The 18,468-nt window shown below is 54.2% G+C and carries 17 protein-coding genes; 4 read left to right on the top strand and 13 right to left on the bottom strand.

What is annotated here, in order from left to right; translation table 11 throughout:
- Positions 1-25: 25 nt before the first annotated feature.
- Both AC0IWZ_RS20290 and avtA read left to right on the top strand, forming a co-directional pair.
- Positions 26-2,044: an alpha-amylase gene (locus AC0IWZ_RS20290; RefSeq protein WP_471678606.1), complete on the top strand. Its 2,019-nt coding sequence runs from the start codon at positions 26-28 to the stop codon at positions 2,042-2,044.
- A gap of 203 nt (positions 2,045-2,247) precedes the next feature.
- Complete coding sequence (gene avtA, locus AC0IWZ_RS20285) at positions 2,248-3,501, top strand: valine--pyruvate transaminase (RefSeq protein WP_034499481.1); 1,254 nt, start codon at positions 2,248-2,250, stop codon at positions 3,499-3,501.
- 81 nt (positions 3,502-3,582) lie between these two features.
- Here the strand turns inward: avtA and AC0IWZ_RS20280 are convergent, their stop codons facing one another.
- The 4 genes from AC0IWZ_RS20280 to hydN form a co-directional block, all read right to left on the bottom strand.
- Positions 3,583-4,605 (bottom strand): HoxN/HupN/NixA family nickel/cobalt transporter, encoded by a 1,023-nt coding sequence (locus tag AC0IWZ_RS20280; protein ID WP_034499624.1) that lies wholly within the window; start codon positions 4,603-4,605, stop codon positions 3,583-3,585.
- 4 nt (positions 4,606-4,609) lie between these two features.
- Positions 4,610-6,829 carry a carbamoyltransferase HypF gene (hypF, locus tag AC0IWZ_RS20275; protein ID WP_471679110.1) on the bottom strand — a complete coding sequence of 740 codons (2,220 nt, stop codon included), beginning with the start codon at positions 6,827-6,829 and terminating at the stop codon, positions 4,610-4,612.
- A gap of 118 nt (positions 6,830-6,947) precedes the next feature.
- Positions 6,948-9,098 (bottom strand): formate dehydrogenase subunit alpha, encoded by a 2,151-nt coding sequence (fdhF, locus tag AC0IWZ_RS20270; RefSeq protein WP_471678607.1) that lies wholly within the window; start codon positions 9,096-9,098, stop codon positions 6,948-6,950.
- Between the two features lie 35 nt (positions 9,099-9,133).
- Positions 9,134-9,679, bottom strand: coding sequence for an electron transport protein HydN (gene hydN, locus AC0IWZ_RS20265; RefSeq protein ID WP_034499478.1), 546 nt, complete (start codon positions 9,677-9,679; stop codon positions 9,134-9,136).
- A 250-nt stretch (positions 9,680-9,929) separates the two neighbouring features.
- Here hydN and AC0IWZ_RS20260 point away from each other — a divergent pair, with 250 nt between their 5' ends.
- Positions 9,930-10,244, top strand: a complete 315-nt coding sequence (locus AC0IWZ_RS20260; protein WP_034499476.1) for a type II toxin-antitoxin system RelE/ParE family toxin — start codon at positions 9,930-9,932, stop codon at positions 10,242-10,244.
- Positions 10,241-10,525 (top strand): helix-turn-helix domain-containing protein, encoded by a 285-nt coding sequence (locus AC0IWZ_RS20255; RefSeq protein ID WP_034499474.1) that lies wholly within the window; start codon positions 10,241-10,243, stop codon positions 10,523-10,525. Before AC0IWZ_RS20260 ends, AC0IWZ_RS20255 begins: the two co-directional genes overlap by 4 nt.
- A 63-nt stretch (positions 10,526-10,588) precedes the next feature.
- On the opposite strand, the gene hycI is transcribed toward AC0IWZ_RS20255, so the two are convergent.
- The 9 genes from hycI to hycA form a co-directional block, all read right to left on the bottom strand.
- On the bottom strand, positions 10,589-11,068 hold the full coding sequence (gene hycI / locus AC0IWZ_RS20250; RefSeq protein ID WP_471678608.1) for a hydrogenase maturation peptidase HycI: 480 nt from the start codon (positions 11,066-11,068) through the stop codon (positions 10,589-10,591).
- Positions 11,061-11,471, bottom strand: a complete 411-nt coding sequence (locus AC0IWZ_RS20245; RefSeq protein ID WP_471678609.1) for a formate hydrogenlyase maturation HycH family protein — start codon at positions 11,469-11,471, stop codon at positions 11,061-11,063. Before AC0IWZ_RS20245 ends, hycI begins: the two co-directional genes overlap by 8 nt.
- Positions 11,471-12,235, bottom strand: a complete 765-nt coding sequence (locus AC0IWZ_RS20240) for an NADH-quinone oxidoreductase subunit B family protein (protein WP_034499472.1) — start codon at positions 12,233-12,235, stop codon at positions 11,471-11,473. The genes AC0IWZ_RS20245 and AC0IWZ_RS20240 overlap by 1 nt, the downstream gene beginning before the upstream one ends.
- Positions 12,235-12,777 (bottom strand): formate hydrogenlyase complex iron-sulfur subunit, encoded by a 543-nt coding sequence (locus AC0IWZ_RS20235; protein WP_034499470.1) that lies wholly within the window; start codon positions 12,775-12,777, stop codon positions 12,235-12,237. The genes AC0IWZ_RS20240 and AC0IWZ_RS20235 overlap by 1 nt, the downstream gene beginning before the upstream one ends.
- 11 nt (positions 12,778-12,788) lie before the next feature.
- Positions 12,789-14,498: a hydrogenase large subunit gene (locus AC0IWZ_RS20230; RefSeq protein WP_471678610.1), complete on the bottom strand. Its 1,710-nt coding sequence runs from the start codon at positions 14,496-14,498 to the stop codon at positions 12,789-12,791.
- A gap of 17 nt (positions 14,499-14,515) precedes the next feature.
- Positions 14,516-15,442 (bottom strand): respiratory chain complex I subunit 1 family protein, encoded by a 927-nt coding sequence (locus tag AC0IWZ_RS20225; RefSeq protein WP_034499466.1) that lies wholly within the window; start codon positions 15,440-15,442, stop codon positions 14,516-14,518.
- 10 nt (positions 15,443-15,452) lie between these two features.
- Entirely contained in the window at positions 15,453-17,261 is a 1,809-nt protein-coding gene (gene hycC, locus AC0IWZ_RS20220; protein WP_471680520.1) for a formate hydrogenlyase subunit 3, read from the bottom strand.
- Positions 17,258-17,863 (bottom strand): 4Fe-4S dicluster domain-containing protein, encoded by a 606-nt coding sequence (locus tag AC0IWZ_RS20215; protein WP_034499462.1) that lies wholly within the window; start codon positions 17,861-17,863, stop codon positions 17,258-17,260. The genes hycC and AC0IWZ_RS20215 overlap by 4 nt, the downstream gene beginning before the upstream one ends.
- Before the next feature lie 87 nt (positions 17,864-17,950).
- Positions 17,951-18,406: a formate hydrogenlyase regulator HycA gene (gene hycA, locus AC0IWZ_RS20210; RefSeq protein WP_034499460.1), complete on the bottom strand. Its 456-nt coding sequence runs from the start codon at positions 18,404-18,406 to the stop codon at positions 17,951-17,953.
- Positions 18,407-18,468 lie beyond the last annotated feature (62 nt).

Here is an 18,468-nt window from a genome sequence, read left to right as displayed (position 1 = left end):
AAAAGATAATCACAGGCTCAACCCTATGAAAACATTACCTCTGTTATTTCTTCTGTTCCCAGGCCTTGCACATGCAGCGTGGGTCGCACCCGGTTTACCCGCTTTTAAAGAGCAAAATCCGGGGTTATTTGTCAGCGAGGCAAAGCTTGCGAAGGGGACGCTGCCGCTCAGTCTCAAGCTTGGGGACGCTTGCTGGCAGCCCGCCGAGTCTATCAAGTTGAATCAGGCGCTTTCGCTAAAACCCTGTGAGGGCGAGAGTCCAGTCTGGCGATTATTCCGTGAAGGCGAGTATCGGATGCAAATTGATACGCGCAGCGGGACGCCTACGCTCAGCCTGAGCGTTAATAGCGCACCTCAAGCCGCTCCGGTCGATGTTACGCGTCAGTGCCCAAAATGGGACGGTAAACCGCTCACGCTCGATGTCAGCAAAACTTTCGCCGAAGGTAGTGAAGTGCGCGATTTTTACAGCGGCGCTACGGCCACGGTGAAGCATGGCCAGATTACCCTGATGCCTGCGGCGAACAGTAACGGCCTGCTGCTACTGGAATCCGCCGCTACCACAAAGGCCGCCCCCTTTAGCTGGCACAATGCCACCGTCTATTTTGTCCTGACCGACCGTTTTGAAAACGGTAACCCAAAAAATGACAACAGCTATGGTCGTCATAAAGATGGCATGCAAGAAATCGGCACTTTTCACGGTGGCGATCTGGCGGGTTTAACGCGCAAGCTCGATTATTTGCAGCAGTTGGGCGTTAACGCGTTATGGATTAGCTCGCCACTAGAGCAAATTCATGGCTGGGTCGGTGGCGGGACAAAAGGGGACTTCCCGCATTACGCCTACCATGGTTACTACACCATGGACTGGACAAAACTCGACGCCAATATGGGTACCGAAGATGAATTACGCACCTTAGTGGATGAAGCGCATAAACGCGGGATCCGCATTTTGTTCGACGTCGTAATGAACCACACCGGATACGCAACACTTGCCGATATGCAGGAATATCAGTTTGGCGCGCTGTACCTCAAAGGCGACGAGCTGACGAAAACGCTCGGAAAACACTGGACCGACTGGAAACCCGGTCCCGGTCAAAGCTGGCATTCCTTCAATGATTACATCAACTTTGGTGACAAAGCGGCATGGCAGAATTGGTGGGGGGAAAACTGGATTCGTACGGATATCGGTGATTACGACACGCCGGGTTTTGATGATTTAACCATGTCCCTGGCCTTCCTGCCTGACCTGAAAACCGAATCGACACAACCCGCCGGTTTACCTGTTTTTTATCGCCATAAGCCTGATACCCACGCCAAAGAAATCGCCGACGCTACCGTGCGCGATTATCTGACTCATTGGCTCAGTCAATGGGTGCGTGATTACGGCATCGACGGTTTTCGGGTCGATACCGCGAAGCATGTCGAAAAAGCAGGCTGGCAGCAGCTTAAAGAGCAGTCGGTTGCCGCCCTGGCCGAATGGAAGAAAGCTAACCCGGACAAAAAGCTGGATGATGCTCCGTTCTGGATGACCGGCGAATCCTGGGGCCACGGCGTGATGGAAAGCGATTACTACAGCAGCGGCTTTGACGCGATGATCAATTTTGATTACCAGGAGCAAGCAGCAAAAGCAGTCAATTGTCTGGCCGATATGGATCTCACCTGGCAGCAAATGGCGACTAAATTGCAGGAGTTTAACGTTCTTAGCTACCTTTCATCGCATGATACTCGATTGTTCCGCGAAGGCGGGCAACGGGCGGCTGAATTATTGCTGCTGGCGCCGGGAGCTGTGCAGATTTTCTATGGTGATGAAACCGAGCGTCCGTTTGGCCCGACGGGTTCCGACCCGCTTCAGGGTACGCGTTCTGACATGAATTGGGGGCAAAACGTCGCAACGCTTTCTCACTGGCAAAAAATCAGCCAGTTCCGCGCCCGTCACCCGGCCATTGGCGCGGGTAAACAGAACATATTAAGCATCAAGCAAGGTTATGGTTTTACTCGTGAATTCGGCGATGACAAAGTACTGGTAGTTTGGGCTGGCAACCCATAAATAACGGCGGATGACGCTGCGCTTATCCGCCCTACAACTTCCCCCGTAGGTTGGATAAGCGCAGCGTCATCCAACATAAAATGCTGGGATGTTAGTTTCAGGCAGCATATTGACCACGAGAGACTAATCTTAATGGGTTTGCACCACGTCTTATCCGGCGTTATGGTTAGCCTCTTTTTGATGGTCAAAGACAGATCTACGTTATGACGTTTTCACTTTTCGGCGACAAATTTACCCGCCATGCAGGCATCACACGCCTGATGGAGGACCTCAACGATGGTCTACGCACACCTGGAGCAATCATGCTCGGTGGCGGTAATCCTGCGCAAATCCCTGCAATGAATGACTACTTCCAGGCGTTGCTCGCAGATATGCTGGCAAACGGGAAAATGACCGATGCGCTGTGCAATTACGACGGCCCGCAGGGGAAAAGTGACTTGCTTGACGCGCTAGCGGAAATGCTGCGCAAAGAATTAGGCTGGGATATTGCCCCGCAGAATATTGCACTGACAAATGGCAGTCAGAGCGCGTTTTTCTACTTGTTTAATCTGTTCGCCGGTCGTTATGCCGATGGCAGCACTAAAAAAGTGCTGTTCCCGCTGGCCCCTGAATATATTGGCTACGCGGATTCCGGCCTTGAGGAAGACCTGTTTGTCTCGACGCGACCGAACATCGAACTGCTGCCGGAAGGCCAGTTTAAATATCACGTAGACTTTGAGCACCTGCATATCGGCCCGGATACCGGGATGATTTGCGTATCGCGCCCAACCAACCCGACGGGCAACGTCATCACCGACGAAGAGCTGATTAAGCTTGATGCGCTGGCGAATCAGCACGGTATTCCGCTGGTGATTGATAACGCGTATGGCGTGCCGTTCCCGGGCATTATTTTCAGCGAAGCGCGCCCGCTGTGGAATCCAAATATCATTCTGTGCATGAGCTTGTCGAAACTCGGCCTGCCGGGCAGCCGTTGCGGCATCATCATCGCCAATGAAAAAATCATCTCAGCTATCAGTAACATGAACGGCATCATCAGCCTGGCACCGGGCGGTGTCGGCCCGGCGATGGCGTGCGAGATGATTAAGCGTAACGATTTGCTGCGTCTGTCTGAAACCGTGATCAAACCGTTTTATTACCAGCGTGTTCAGGACACAATCGCGACCATTCGCCGCTATTTGTCACCAGAACGCTGCTTGATCCACAAACCAGAAGGGGCGATTTTCCTGTGGTTGTGGTTTAAGGATTTACCGATTTCGACCGAGTTGTTGTACCAGCGCCTGAAAAAGCGCGGCGTTTTGATGGTTCCTGGGGATTACTTCTTCCCAGGCCTTGATAAGCCGTGGCCGCATACGCATCAGTGTATGCGTATGAATTACGTGCCGGAGCCGGAGAAAATCGAGGCGGGAGTGAAAATTCTGGCCGAAGAGATTGAACGCGCGTGGGCTGAGTCGAAGTAATTTGTGAAATGGCGGATGGCGCTTGCGCTTATCCGCCCTACAAAAGCATGCAATCACGTCATCCGACAATTTATAACCGAATTAGCGAACCACCAAAGAGTCGTACCCCTTCCAGCGGTAATTCAGCATCGACACAATCCAGCAGGCAATAAACAGCCCAACCACGATAAAGCCCGCATTGCCGAGGTTTTCATTAAGCGCATCAACCCATTTCCACATGCCGTTATGCAGGTCGAATTTATCGGCCAACAGCCCTAATGCTTCCATGCCGCCAATAAACAGCGCGACCACAACCGAGGTGCCGGTGATCGTCATGTTGTAATAAAGTTTGCGCTGCGGTTTGTTGAACGCCCAACCATACGCGCCAACCATAATCATATTGTCGAGCGTATCAATCAGCGCCATGCCGCTGGCAAACAGCGCCGGGAACACCAGAATCGACCATATCGACATGCCACTGGATGCGCTGGCAGCAGAAATACCGAGCACGCCAATTTCTGTCGCAGTATCAAATCCTAAACCAAACAAAAAACCGACCAGATACATATGCCAGCTTTTGTTGATCAGCTTAAACGTGGAGCGGAACAGCCAGCTCATCATGCCGCCGCCGTTGAAATCAGTCGCTTCAGCAGACAGCGCTTCGCCACGCTTTAGCTGACGGAAGTTGCGCCACACGCCACGTAAAATCACCAGATTCACCAGCGCCATTGCCAGCAAGAAGCACGCTGAAACGGCCGTACCAATCACGCCGCCGACATCATGGAACCAGTCCATATCACTTTGAAATGCCGCCGCTGTGGCAGCAATCGCGATGGAAGCCAGTACCACAATGCTGGAATGGCCGAGGGAGAACCAGGCGCCGATACCGAACGGACGTTTCCCTTGCTGCATCATCTTGCGCGTCACGTTATCAATCGCCGCGATATGGTCGGCGTCGACCGCATGGCGTAATCCGTAGCACCAGGCCAGCAAACTCGCGGCCATCAGCGCGGTGCTGTGGTGGAACGAAACCAGCGCCCAGGCCCAGGCGGCCAGGTTGGCGGCGACTAACACCACGAGCAAAACAGCGGCGCGGGGATTGTCACGAAGAACACGCAATAACATCATTTTATCCTTGTGAAGGAAGGGTGAAAAGGGCAGCGGCAACCAGAGCCTGGCCCAATGCTAGTGCACCGTCACCGGCCGGTAACAGTGTCGGGAAGAGCAGATTGAAATCTGCGAGATGATACGAAAATCTTTCGCGCATCAGGCGGTTATGCAGCACGCCGCCGCTGAATGCGATGGTGCGAATCGAGAGCCTTTGCGCATGAGTGCGTGCCAAATCGGCAAAGCCTTTCGCCAGGGCGTCATGAAATGCCCAGGCGCGAGCGGCAGCGCAGTCGTTCCAGTTCAACCACTGTTGCCAGAAGGTCGCAAGATCCAGTTTGCCGTCGATAATGGGTAAAGTGACGGGATGGAGACATTGGCTACTTTGCAATGCCAGCGCTTCAAAGCGGCAAGCGGCTTCACCTTCATAACTTTGTTGTAGCGGCGCGCAGTTCAGTGCCGCAGCGGCGGCATCAAACAAACGGCCAGTGGATGAAGCGAGCGGCGCATTAATGCCACGTTCAATGGCGGTGGCCAGCAATGGCCAGTTTTGTGCGCGAATGACGGCTGTTTCCGGGCGCTGTTGCCAATGCGGGACAAACGCCTCGCAATGGGCGAGCAGATTACGCCACGGTTGGCGCGCGGCGAGATTGCCACCGGGCAGCGCTACTGCCGGTAAGCCGCCGAGATGCTCGCAATCGCGATAATTAACGCGTAAGCACTCACCGCCCCAAAGCTGGTCGTTTTCGCCATAACCCATACCATCAAGGGTGAGCGCAATCACATCGCCACCGTCCAGCGGCCAGGCGTGCTCTGCCAGGCATGCCACAGCGTGAGCGTGATGATGCAAAACTTTGCTCACCGGTAGCCCCATGGCACGCCCAAGGCGCGAACTGTGATAGCCGGGATGCGCATCCACCGCGACGCGCACTGGCGTGAAATCCCACGCGTCAAACATCAACTCACGCGCTTTTTGCCACTGCTGTTCCACGCCATCTTCAGCCAGATCGCCTAAATGCGGGCTGAGTACCGCCTGGTTGCCACGGAGTAAACAGAAGGTGTTTTTCAGGTCGGAACCGGCCGCAAAAATGGGTGGCAGCGCGTCAAAGCCTGGCGGCAAGGGCAGCGCATCTGGCGCAAATCCTCGCGCCCGGCGCAGCACTTCGCCATCAGCACGCACCACCGAATCATCCATGCGCTGCACGATATCGCGGTTGTGCAGCAGCCAACCGTCGGCAATTTCAGCCAACTCTTCAAGCGCCTGCTGATTGGTTATGGCGGGTGGTTTGCCGTTCAGATTGCCGGATGTCATCACCAAAGGGCCGCCGAAATCCTGTAACAGCAGGTGTTGTAGCGGGTTGGCGGGCAGCATCACGCCCACTTCGCTCAGGCCCGGGGCGATAAACGTGCTTAATCCGTGCAAAGCAGATTTCGCCATTAGCACAATCGGTGCCGCTGGCGTGTTGAGCTGTGCCGTTACCTCTGCGGGCAACCGATGTGAATCGGGCAGCATGACAGCCAGCGGTTTAGAAGGGCGATGTTTGCGGGCGCGTAAGCGCGAAACGGCGGCATCGTTACTTGCATCAACCGCCAGGTGGAAACCACCCAGCCCTTTAATCGCGACGATTTTCCCGTCTTTTAACGCTGCAATGGCTGCTTTTAACGCCTCTTCGCGCGCAAGTTTTTGCTCGCCACATTGCCAGCTAATTTGCGGCCCGCATTCCGGGCAGGCCACTGGTTGAGCGTGGAAGCGCCTGTCCATGGGATTGCGATACTCGCTTTCACACGCCGGGCACAGCGGAAATGCTGCCATTACCGTGTTAGGGCGGTCGTATGGCATTGCTTTAATGATCGTGAATCTGGGGCCGCAATGGGTGCAATTGATAAACGGATAGCGGTAGCGACGGTCGGTTGGATCGTTCATTTCGCGCAGGCAATCCGGGCAAGTCGCAGCATCGGGAACGATTTGCGTGTTCATCTTGCTGCCCGCACTGTGGCGAATGGTGAAATCCTGCGGCGGTGTTTCCCATTGCATCAGGGTTTGCTCAACGCTATCAATCCGAGCCAGCGGTGGGCAATGGGCGTGAAGCTCGCTGATAAACGTATCGGGCAGTGACACCAGGCGCACCAACACCCCCGCGCCGTCATTGCAGACGTCGCCGGTCAGGTTGAGCTTTTGCGCCAGTTGCCAGACGAATGGCCGGAAGCCAACGCCCTGCACTTTGCCGCGAATGCGTAGCATCACGCCGTTAAGATTCACTATTTTTCCTGTTTTATGTTTTACCCCCGTACCCCCTCTCCCACAGGAGAGGGGGAAATACACCTTCTCCCTCAGGGAGAAGGCAGGGATGAGGGTTGTTTTAAACCTCTACCGCCTGACGCAAACGCGCTTTCATATCGCTATAGGTTGTCTGGGCGTAATTTTCCGCCCATTGCTGGTCGGCAATCTGGCTGACGTTAACCGCGCAATACTTGGTTTCCGGTGTTTTGGAAATCGGGTCGAGGTTGTCTTGCGTCAGTTCGTTACACGCGCCAATCCACCATTGATACGTCATGTAAACCGAGCCGAGGTTAATGCGCTCGTTCACTTCCGCACGGCTAATGACTTTGCCACGGCGCGAACTCACCCACACCAGTTGCTTATCTTTGATGTTGAGCAGCTCGGCATCCGTCGGGTTGATTTGCACAAATCCAGGTTCGTCGGCCAGGGTTTGCAGCGCCGCACAGTTGCCGGTCATCGAGCGACAAGAGTAGTGGCCGACTTCACGCACGGTACACAGCACCAGCGGATATTCGGCATCCGGCACTTCAGCAGGCGCACGCCACTGGGCAGCAAAGAGCTGGCCTTTACCGGTTGGGGTATCGAACTTGCTGTCTTTGTAGAGATAAGGTGTTCCTGGATGATCAAGCGTTGGGCACGGCCATTGCACGTGACCCATATCACCCATTTTTTCCCAGGTGACACCGTAGAACAGCGGGCAAAGCTCGCGCAGTTCATCCCAGATTTGCTGGTTATTGTCGTAGTGCATCGGGTAGCCCATCTCGGTGGCGAGTAGGCTGATAATTTCCCAGTCACGTTTGACGTTGTATTTCGGCTCGATGGCCTTTTCAAAACGCTGGAAACCGCGATCGGCACAGGTAAATACGCCGCCGTGTTCGCCCCAGGAAGTCGCTGGCAAAATAACGTCGGCAACTTCTGCCGTTTTGGTCATGAAGATGTCTTGCACCACCACAAAATCGAGCGCTTCAAAACCTTTGCGCACCAGGCCGAGATCGGCTTCGGTCTGCAACGGATCTTCACCCATGATGTAGTAGGCTTTCATCTCGCCGTGAATCGCCATATGCGGCACTTCGGTGATACGCACGCCGACTTTGTCGTCCATATCATCAACGTTGATACCCCAGGCTTTGGCGAACTTGGCACGCACTTGCGGGTCAACGACATCCTGATAACCCGGGAACTGGTTTGGCAGCACGCCCATATCGCACGCGCCCTGCACGTTGTTTTGCCCGCGAACCGGCCCAACACCGACGTTTTCGCGGCCCAGGTTGCCGGTCAGCAGCGCAAGGCTTGAAAGACCTTTGACGACATCCACCGCCTGGCCGAATTGAGTTACACCCATGCCCCACATAATGGTGGCTGAAGGGGCTGCGGCAAATGTGCGCATCGCCTGGCGCACCTGTTGCGCAGGCACGCCGGTCAGGTGTTCAACGTCTTCTGGCGCGTAGCCTTTTACCACCTCGCGGTAAGCATCCAGCCCTTCGGCAAACTTCGCAACGTACTGTGTATCGTAGAGATTCTCTTCGAGCAGCACGTAGCCAAACGCATTCACCAGCGCCATATTGCAGCCGTTTTTCAGCTGTAAATGTTGATCGGCAATGCGCGCGGTTTCGATGCGACGTGGATCGCAAACAATGATTTTTGCGCCGTTTTCTTTCGCTTTAATCACGCGACGCGCCACGATCGGGTGCGAATCAGCGCAGTTATAGCCAAACACCAACAGACATTTTGAGTTTTCGATATCGCCGATGGAGTTACTCATCGCACCATTTCCCAGCGTCACTTGCAAACCCGCAACCGACGGCCCGTGGCAAACACGCGCACAGCAGTCGACGTTGTTGGTATGCAGGACGCCGCGTGCAAACTTCTGCATCACATAGTTGGTTTCGTTACCCGTACCGCGCGAAGAACCCGTGGTCATAATTGAGCGCGGGCCATATTGTTCTTTAATCGCTTTCAGGCGTTTCGCGGTATAGCTAATGGCTTCTTCCCAGCTTACTGGCTGAAGTTTTCCGCCTTTTTCGTAACGAATCATCGGCTGCGTCAGACGCGGTGTGAGCAGCTTAGTGTCATTGAGAAAATCCCAGCCGTAATAGCCTTTCAGGCAGAGTTCATTTTGGTTAGTCACGCCATCAGCCGCTTCAGCACGGATAATTTTGTTCTTCTCAACAACCAGTTTCAGTTTGCAGCCTGCGCCACAATAAGGGCAGACACTGGTAATTTTTTTCATCAGTAACAGACCTGTTAAAAGTGAATTCAGTGTAATTAGAAAATCAAAGATGAAGTGGCATCAAACGCAGCACGACGGCGTTTTTCGGCACTCATTTGTTCAAGTTTGTTGCGATCAACGCAGATAATGGCGTTAGTTGGACAGGCTTCCATACAGGCCGGGCCTGATGCGCGGGTGTGGCATAGGTCGCATTTATTCGCTTCGGCTTTTTCGGCCATCACGTTAAGACCCGCGCCGCTGTTGCGCACAACCGGACGAACAACCACTTCCATTGCGCCGTACGGGCAAGCAACCACACAAGTTTTGCATCCGATGCAGCGTTCTTGCATCACATTCACAAACCCATGCTCGCGGCTGATAGCGCCGTTAGGGCAGACGTTGGCACACGGTGCGTCTTCGCACTGGCGGCACATCGTCGCGGTAGAAACATTCACGCCTTTAATCACGTGAATACGTGGCAGGAAAGTTTGCGGTGTTAATGCCGCGCAATCCTGCGCTTCCTGGTGGGACACGACACAGGCCACTTCGCAAGTGCGACAGCCAATACATTTGCTCGAATCAGCAATGATGAAGCGGTTCATCAGAGACTCCTGTTTTTATAAGTCGGCGATAGACATACATAAAGTGTGCCAACTTTGAAACTAGCGTGATTCAAGGGGTTGTGCATTGATCGGGGAAGGGATGACAGTGACATCGACACATTTGACGATGTCATTTGGGCAGATGACAGAGGGGTTCTGGAAAGCGCCTCGCAATCTCTGTACGTGAAACCAAAAATGCGTTAGGGAAAGTTTCCTCTCTTGTTATGTTTCAACGGACGGAGGGGTTAGAATGTATACAATATTGACGCATGAAGCGGCAGCCGAAGAACTCGTGGCTTTACCCTCGCAATTGCGAGGCCGAATGTTTCGCTTAATTGAACGACTCGAATCCGAAGGAAATCAACTGCGAATGCCTCATAGTCGGGTGCTGGGTAACGGGCTTTTTGAACTGCGAGTGGGTGATAAAGATATTGCTCGCGCGGTCTATGCTTTTAGCTACGGGCAAACCATTTATATCCTGCATGCTTTTACTAAAAAGACGCTTAAAACGCCGGTTAACGCCATTGAAATTGCACGTATAAGGTTGAAGGAGTTTATGAAGTGAAACCCGTCTGTCTTGATGCACTGAAAACGAAAATGCTCAGTGATGATGAATCTGTGCAGGCTTACCATGAAGCGGATAGAGAACTCGCGCTCATTCAGGCGTTATACGAGATGCGTGAACGCGCCGGGCTGACGAAAACAGAGCTGGCAAATAAGCTTGGAACAAACTCGTCAGGTATTAGCCGTCTTGAGAAAAACCCGCTTAGTGCCAGTGTCAAAATGCTTGAACGCTATGCCGCGGCCTGTGGTGCAAGGATTTCACTGGATATTCATTACGTCTGATATCTGCTTGTCGGATGACGCCAGACCCCCAGGCCGGATAAGCGCAGCGTCATCCGGCAACGGTTACTCGAACTCTGGCGCTTCCAAATCCGCGAAACCGCCTTTTCCTTCCCAGCCAGCCAGGCTTTGATATACCGTCTCAACCGCCGCTTTTACCGCGTCGGTCATTGGGTAGTAGAAGCCGACGATATCGGGCTGAATACCTAAGAAAATCACCTCGCCAACATCTTCTTTCAACTGATCAATCAGGTAGTTGAGTGGCATGTTGTGGGTGGTCATCATAAACATTTCGGCGATATCGTCCGGATCGATGATACGGATTTCGCCAGGGTTCAGGCCCATATCCGTCGCATCGACCAGCAGCAATCTATCCGGGCGTAATTCACGAATCGCGACCACATCGTTTTCAGGGGCGGTGCCGCCGTCGATAACAATCCAGTCGCCTTGTGGGGCGGCCTGGCATTTCTCGGCAAGTAATGGACCTGCGCCATCGTCACCCATCATGGTGTTGCCGACGCACAATAGTACGTTTCTGTTAGTCATAACGCCTCCGAACCATCAAATAAATAGCGGGTTCTTGTTGAATAGCTTGCAGCATATCGAGCAATTCCTGGCTCCATTCTTGCTGCTGTTCAGTTTGAGTTGGTTTTGCGGCATCGAACGCTTTCGCCAGTAAAACGACATGGTTCTGGTCGATAACGATTTCACCGTAACGCGGCACGCCTTCCATTTTGCGCCGCGCTTCGCTGCCCTCTTCAAGCGTGGCAATCCACGCTTTGTAAGGCTCAAATGAACAGACTAAATTCTCTTTCAGGCAGTCGATAACGCCGAGATGGTGGCCGATTGCCAGGCTGTAATAAACCACCTGTTGCGCATCACTCGGTGTGTTGTCGTTTTCATCGACAAACTTACGGCTAAGCTGGCAAAACACCACCGACTCGCTCATTACACGCGCTCCTGCTTCACTAGTGCTTCCAGATTGCTGACGATCTCCGTCAGACGCGGATCGTTCTCGTGTGCCAGCCATTGTTGAACACTGCCACCACCGGCGGTCAGGTTTTCCATATAGCTGTCTGCAATCTGGCGACCATAGCGATAACCCGCCAGGCGACGTGCTTCGCGATCAATTCGTACACGCAATGGCTGAACCATATCCGGGTGGAGAATCTGCGCCGGTTGAGCATCCATTTCGCTGGCTTCGCGGGCATGAATTTTTTGCTCAAGCAGACCCAGCGCCATCGCAAAACCGTACAGCGTTGCGGCAGGCGTTGGCGGGCAGCCCGGAATGTACACATCGACAGGAACGATTTTATCGGTGCCACCCCAGACGCAATACAGGTCGTGGAAGATGCCGCCGCTGTTGCCGCATGCGCCGTAGGAAATACAGATTTTTGGGTCCGGCGCTGATTCCCATGCGCGCAGCGCGGGGGAACGCATAGCGCGAGTCACAGCGCCGGTAAACAGTAAAATGTCCGCATGACGTGGCGACGGAACCACTTTGATCCCGAAGCGTTCTGCGTCGAAAAGCGGTGAAAGGGTGGCGAAAATTTCGATTTCGCAACCGTTACAGCCACCGCAGTCAACACGATAAACATAGGCGGAACGTTTAATCTTTTTCAGCAACGACGCTTTCATTGCGGCGATGGACTCATCCACCGTCATTGGCACTGGCATGCCGTTGTCGTCGCGTGGGCCGAGTAACATACTCATTAGCTGGCCTCTCTAATTTGGCGGCTAAGGTCAATTTGGTCGGAAGAGACCAGGCTTTGCTGGCGTTTGCATTCCGGGCAGGTTTCAAACGAGACGCGGTGCGCTTCGGCAAGTTTGTCGCCGTTGTGCTCAAGCAACGCAATGGCGTAATCAATCTCTTTTTGCACCGCAAAAGGCTTGTGGCACTGGCGGCAATTGCACAGGTCAAAACGCGCCTGTTGCAGGAAATCGGCTTTGTTCCACACGGCCAGTTCGTATTGCTGAGAAAGCTTGATGGCCGCCGTTGGGCAGACTTCTTCGCAGCGCGCGCAGAAAATGCAACGCCCCAGGTTGAAGGTCCACGCCAGTTGCCCCGCCACCAGATCGGTTTCCACCGTCAGCGCGTTGGAAGGGCAAGCATTAACGCAGGCCGCACATCCGATGCATTGCTGCGGGTTGTGTTCCGGTTTGCCACGGAAGTTTGGATCCACGGCTATCGGTTGTAGCGGGTACGACTCGGTGGCCACGCCGCCTTTAATGGCTTTTTTGATGAAGTTAAACATGGTGACTCCGTCTATTTCAGCGGCGAATTGGTGCGTTCAATGCTGTAACGCTCAAGCTCTTTGTACGGCACCACTTTGGTCTTGCGCTTACGCACATCGACCACCGTCATGCGGTCGGTACAGGAGTAGCAAGGATCCAGGCTGCCAATAATCAGCGGTGCATCAGAAACGGTATTGCCGCGCAGCATGTAACGCAGTGTCGGCCAGTTGGCATACGTCGCCGCACGGCAACGCCAGCGGTACAACTTCTGGTTGTCACCCGTCATCGACCAGTGAATATCATCGCCGCGTGGGGCTTCGGAGAAACCAAGCGCGAAACGGTTTGGAATGTAAGTGAAACCGTCTACGGCCAGCGGGCCGCCAGGCAAGTTATCAAGACCGAAATCAATCATGTTCAGCGCGGTATACACTTCATTGATACGGACTTTCAGGCGCGAAAGCACGTCGCAGCCAGTTTCGCTGTGAACTTCCATTGGCAGCAAACCGTAACCGACAAACGGGTGATCGACGCGGGTGTCACGGGCGTGACCGCTGGCGCGAACCATTGGGCCGACGTTACTGAAATCACGGGCGATTTGCGGGTCCAGGCGGCCAATCCCGACGGTGCGTTGTTCAATGTTTGGTGTGCTCATCAGGATATCGACCAGATCTTTCACTTCGCGGCGCATCTGCTGGGCGAGCTGGCGCGTCTGGATCATGTCGTCTTTCAATAGATCGCGGCGAATCCCGCCGACCAGGTTCAGGCCGTAAGTTTTACGCGCACCGGTGAGGATTTCTGCCATTTTCATCGACATCTCACGCACGCGGAAGAACTGCATAAAGCCTGAGTCGAAGCCGACAAAGTGGCAAGCCAGGCCGAGGTTCAGCAGGTGGCTGTGCAGACGTTCAACTTCCAGTAAGATGGCACGGATCATCTGGGCGCGTTCTGGCACCACGATACCCATCGCATTTTCTACCGACGTGGTATACGCGGTGGAGTGGGCGAAGCCGCAAATACCGCAAACACGGTCAGACAAGAAGGTGACTTCGTTATAGCCCATGCGGGTTTCAGCCAGTTTTTCCATGCCACGGTGGACGTAGAACAGGCGGTAATCGGCGTCGATAATGTTTTCGCCATCAACGAACAGACGGAAGTGGCCGGGTTCATCGCTGGTTACGTGTAGCGGGCCAATCGGCACCACGTTGTTCTTTTTGCTGCCCAGTTCGTTGATGAACTCGTAAGTTTCCTGATCGCTGGTCGGCGCCGGGCGCTGACGGTAATCCATGCTGTCTTTACGCAGTGGATACAGATCATCTGGCCAATCATCTGGCAGCACTAAACGGCGTTCGTCCGGCAGGCCAACAGGTTGCAGGCCGTACATATCGCGCACTTCACGTTCGCCCCAAACCGCAGCAGGCACGCGTGGCGTAACAGAAGGGAATTCCGGTTTGTCGGCGTCAACTTCTACGCGCACGGTAATCCAGCATTTCACGCCGCTTTCCATCGAAAGCACGTAATACACCGCATAGTTGCCGCACAGTTGGCGCTCATCGTTACCGAACAGCACGGATAACCAGCCGCCTTGTTGGTAGTAAAGCCATTCCACCACTTCTGGCAGCATATTGAGCTTCACGGTGACGGTGATTTGGTCTTTGGTCTGCCACGCTTCGTCGATCACCGCATGAGGAAATTGCTTATGCAGCGCCGCGAGATAATGTTGGCCAATCTTTTCTTCAGACATTGATAAATTCTCTTAAATCACGCCGCCAGCAAGGAGACGAAGGCTAAAAAGGCAAAGCCAAAACCGGCCCAGGTAATGCGCGAAGTTTCCAGCATGCGTAAGCGCGCCATGCTGTTTTCGAACAGCGCGATAATCAGCACGCCAAGCACCAGTTTGACGGCTGCCAGAACCAGCGCGATGACAAGGCCGCCCCAGCTAAATTCGCTCATCTGGCCCCATGGCAGGAACACGCCGACGAACATTTGCAGCACCACCAATTGCTTGAGGGAAATGCCCCATTTCAGCACTGCAAAACCCGCACCGCTGTATTCGGTCAATGGGCCTTCCTGCAATTCTTGCTCGGCTTCTGCGAGGTCAAACGGCAGTTTGCCCATTTCGATAAATGTGGCGAAGGCGCAGGCGGCGAGCGCCAGAATCAGCGTTAAGCTTTGTGCGGCTGGCCAGTGATAAATGGTGGAAGCGATATTGCTGATGTGCGTGCTGCCAGCCACTTGCGCGGCAACCCACAGTCCCAGAATCAGGATTGGTTCAACTAACACGCCGAGCATTGCTTCACGGCTGGCACCGATGCCGGTAAACGGGCTACCGGTGTCGAGACCTGCAATCGCAAAGAAGAAACGGGCGATGGCGAACAGATAGATGAGGGTTATCAAATCGCCCAGCGACGGCAGCGGTGAATACAGCGTCACCACCGGCAGTGCGGTGGCAATCGTCAGCATCACGCCAACCATCACAAACGGCATCAGGCGGAACACCCAGCCGGATGCGGCTGGTGCCACGCTCTGGCGGCTGAACAATTTGAACAGGTCACGATATTCCTGCATCACGCCAGGCCCACGGCGGTTGTGCATGCGGGCGCGAGTGACGCGGGTGATACCGGACAACAGCGGCGCGACGGCAAATAACACCAGCGCCTGAATCAACGAAAAGAAAATGGTATTCATCTCAGGCTCCTTAAGCGCAGACCGCAACCAGCAACACGGCCAGTTCGATCATTGCCAGGCGACGGAACGTACCGGCAAGGCAATCACACTGCCAGCCAGGCATCCACTTCACCGGGTTCAGGGTTTTACGCAATTTCAGCAGTGGCGCGAACGCCGCTTTTACTGGTTGAGCAAAACCACCCGCCGTAATCACCATCGCTTGTTCGTGGTCGTAGCCACAAACCCAGGCCGTGCCGCGCGAGCGGTTTGGCAGACGATCGCCACGGAAAATCACCATCAGAATGAATGGCAGCAGCGGGCTGGCAATCAGCAGCAGGGTGATCATCGGTTGTGAAACGGTGGTATTTGCGGTTTCCAGCGGCAGTGGAATAGCGTTCTGCAACAGCGGAATCAGCCATGGCGCTGCAACACCAGCAATCACGCAACATGCCGCAAGTGCAGCCACGCTCAGGTTCATCAGGAACGGTGCGGACGTGGCGTTTTCAGCCTCCGGAGTGCGCGGTGCGCCAAGGAAGGTGACGCCATACACTTTCGCCATACACATCACTGCCAGCGCGCCGGTAATCGCCAGACCTACAGCCAGCATCGGGCCTAAGAAGCGAGTGATAAACAGCGGCAAGGTGCCTAGATGGAAGAACGACTGGTAAATCACCCATTCGCCAGCAAAGCCGTTCAGCGGAGGCAGAGCCGCCATCGCCATCAGGCCGATCAGCATGGCGATAGAAATCAGCGGCATACGCTTGCCAATCCCACCCAGTTTTTCGATGTCGCGATGACCGGTACGGAACCAGACTGCGCCTGCGCCGAGGAACAACGTGGTTTTGAATACGCTATGGTTGAACAGGTGATACAAACCACCAATCATGCCCAGCGCAACCAGCGTAGATTCGTTTAATGCCAGGCCCATCAGGCCAACGCCGAGGCCAAGCAGAATAATGCCGATGTTTTCCAGCGAGTGATAAGCCAGCAGGCGGTTGATGTTGTGCTCCATCAGCGCGTACAGGCCGCCGATAAACGCCGTAATCATCCCCAGAACGACGACCAGAATGCCCCACCACAACGGCATTGCATTGCTGATGAGCGAGAAACTCATGATGCCGTACAGGCCAATTTTCAGCACCACCGCGGAGAACAGCGCCGCTGCCGGAGCAGAAGCGTTGGCATGTGCCTGCGGCACCCAGCCGTGAAGCGGGATAATGCCAGCCAGCAAACCAAAACCCACCAGACCCAGCAGCCAGACTACGGAGCTAATCGGTGCGCCGTTGGTTATCAGGTGCAATTCGGAATAGCTCAGCGTGCCGTACTGTTTCCACAGCATCCAGCATGCAATTGCCAGCAGCACGGTGCCGATGCGGCCCAGTGCGAACCAAAGCTGCCCGGATTTCTGGCAGCCTGTCAGGAAGTAGCCGCTCAACGCGACAATTTCTGCCAGCACCACCAACATGCCGAGGTTATCAGCAACCACAGCTGCAACCGCCGCCGCCATCACCAGGTTCACCAGCAAGCCATTGGCTTTTACAGCGTGATGACAATGCCAGTCGATGTTAAACAAAGAGATGAACAGGCCAGGCAGAGCCAGCGTCACCAGCCACACGCCATTAAAAGCATTGAGCTGTAAATGCAGCTGCCAGACTTGCGCCATACCGGTAAATCCGGTTAACGCATCGAAACCGGCAATCAGCACCAGAACCGAACTTATCGCGCCACCCAGGCCGGCAATCACGCCGCTCAGGGTTTTATTAAATGCCGTGATACCTGCCAGAACTGCACTGAGCGCAAAGCCTATCAGCGCCCAATGAATCAGGATAAAAGCACTCATTTTTTCACCTCAGGCTGGGTAAACAGGGTGAGATCGCCAAGCGTCGCGCCCAGAGTCAGTTCACGTTTACGTTTGCTTGATTGGGCAATGTCGTTGTTATCAACCACGCGCAATGCTTTGGTCGGGCAGGTGCGAACACACGCCGGGCCATCTTCATCAAAGCTGCACAGGTCGCATTTCACCGCAATGGCACGAACGCCAGGCACCCAGTCGATTAGCGAGCTGACGCGAGCAGGTGCAGGAGGGGCTGGTGGTGCCTTCGGGCTGTTGGCATTTGCCGGGATATGAATAGGACGGCTGCCGGAGAATTCAATCGAACCGAATGGGCAGGCGATGGCGCACAGTTTGCAACTGACGCACAGGCTTTCATTCAGATGAACAGCCCCATCGACGCGGGTAATGGCGTTAGCGGGGCAAACGCCCGCGCAAGGCGCATCTTCACATTGGTGGCACATTTGCGGCGCGGAATCATTCGCGTCACGCATCACTTTCAGGCGTGGCATGGATTGCAATCCATGCAGGCGGTGCGTTTCAGAACAGGCCGCCTCACAGGTATGGCAACCCATGCAAAGTTTGGAGTCGGCGATTATAAAGCGATTCACCAGGTCTTCCTTAGATCACATCATCATTTTTGACGAAACTGTGCCGACGGCTGCCGTTTCGACAGTTTTCGACACCCAACATGGCTATCAGACCTGAGCGCTTTGTTGCAGTTGGCCCATCGATACCGGTGTATCGGTGTTAACTGCGCTGTACAGGCTTTCGTATACCGGATGGATTTTTTCGAGGTAATGCTCAAGAACGCTTTCACGGTTACGGTTGCTGATGCTGTTGTCTACGCGGCCTTCGTCATCGAGCATTGCTTTAGCAATCAATACTCTGTCTTCGCCGTTACGTTTCTCAACGTAGTACTCAATGGTGTGGCTGTTGAAGCCTTCAGCCAGGCGTACGTGAATGACGAAATGGTCAAATAAGAAGAAGCGCAGGGAATCATCTGGATTGCACCCGACTGCGTGATGCAGCTTCGCTTTAGAAAGGGTAATGCCCTGAATCAAGCTATTGCAGTAATGTTGCCACTGCGTGAGCAAGCGCTGATGCTTGTCGGCAATGTATTCGGCTTTTTCGCTCAGTTCCCAAATGTTCATTTTTAAATCACTCTGTTTTTGCTGATGCGTCTACAGAGCACGTTTCGTGCCAATATTGTATT

The organism is Buttiauxella sp. AC142, assembly GCF_979253435.1.
This window is presented reverse-complemented; position numbering and strand designations above follow the sequence as displayed.

Bases quoted from the DNA above. Each gene is read 5' to 3' on its own strand.
- AC0IWZ_RS20290 (WP_471678606.1), top strand. From the start codon at position 26: ATGAAAACATTACCTCTGTTATTTCTTCTGTTCCCAGGCCTTGCACAT.
- avtA (WP_034499481.1), top strand. From the start codon at position 2,248: ATGACGTTTTCACTTTTCGGCGACAAATTTACCCGCCATGCAGGCATC.
- AC0IWZ_RS20280 (WP_034499624.1), bottom strand. From the start codon at position 4,605: ATGTTATTGCGTGTTCTTCGTGACAATCCCCGCGCCGCTGTTTTGCTC.
- hypF (WP_471679110.1), bottom strand. From the start codon at position 6,829: ATGCTACGCATTCGCGGCAAAGTGCAGGGCGTTGGCTTCCGGCCATTC.
- fdhF (WP_471678607.1), bottom strand. From the start codon at position 9,098: ATGAAAAAAATTACCAGTGTCTGCCCTTATTGTGGCGCAGGCTGCAAA.
- hydN (WP_034499478.1), bottom strand. From the start codon at position 9,679: ATGAACCGCTTCATCATTGCTGATTCGAGCAAATGTATTGGCTGTCGC.
- AC0IWZ_RS20260 (WP_034499476.1), top strand. From the start codon at position 9,930: ATGTATACAATATTGACGCATGAAGCGGCAGCCGAAGAACTCGTGGCT.
- hycI (WP_471678608.1), bottom strand. From the start codon at position 11,068: ATGACTAACAGAAACGTACTATTGTGCGTCGGCAACACCATGATGGGT.
- AC0IWZ_RS20245 (WP_471678609.1), bottom strand. From the start codon at position 11,471: ATGAGCGAGTCGGTGGTGTTTTGCCAGCTTAGCCGTAAGTTTGTCGAT.
- AC0IWZ_RS20240 (WP_034499472.1), bottom strand. From the start codon at position 12,235: ATGAGTATGTTACTCGGCCCACGCGACGACAACGGCATGCCAGTGCCA.
- AC0IWZ_RS20235 (WP_034499470.1), bottom strand. From the start codon at position 12,777: ATGTTTAACTTCATCAAAAAAGCCATTAAAGGCGGCGTGGCCACCGAG.
- AC0IWZ_RS20230 (WP_471678610.1), bottom strand. From the start codon at position 14,498: ATGTCTGAAGAAAAGATTGGCCAACATTATCTCGCGGCGCTGCATAAG.
- AC0IWZ_RS20225 (WP_034499466.1), bottom strand. From the start codon at position 15,442: ATGAATACCATTTTCTTTTCGTTGATTCAGGCGCTGGTGTTATTTGCC.
- hycC (WP_471680520.1), bottom strand. From the start codon at position 17,261: ATGAGTGCTTTTATCCTGATTCATTGGGCGCTGATAGGCTTTGCGCTC.
- hycA (WP_034499460.1), bottom strand. From the start codon at position 18,406: ATGAACATTTGGGAACTGAGCGAAAAAGCCGAATACATTGCCGACAAG.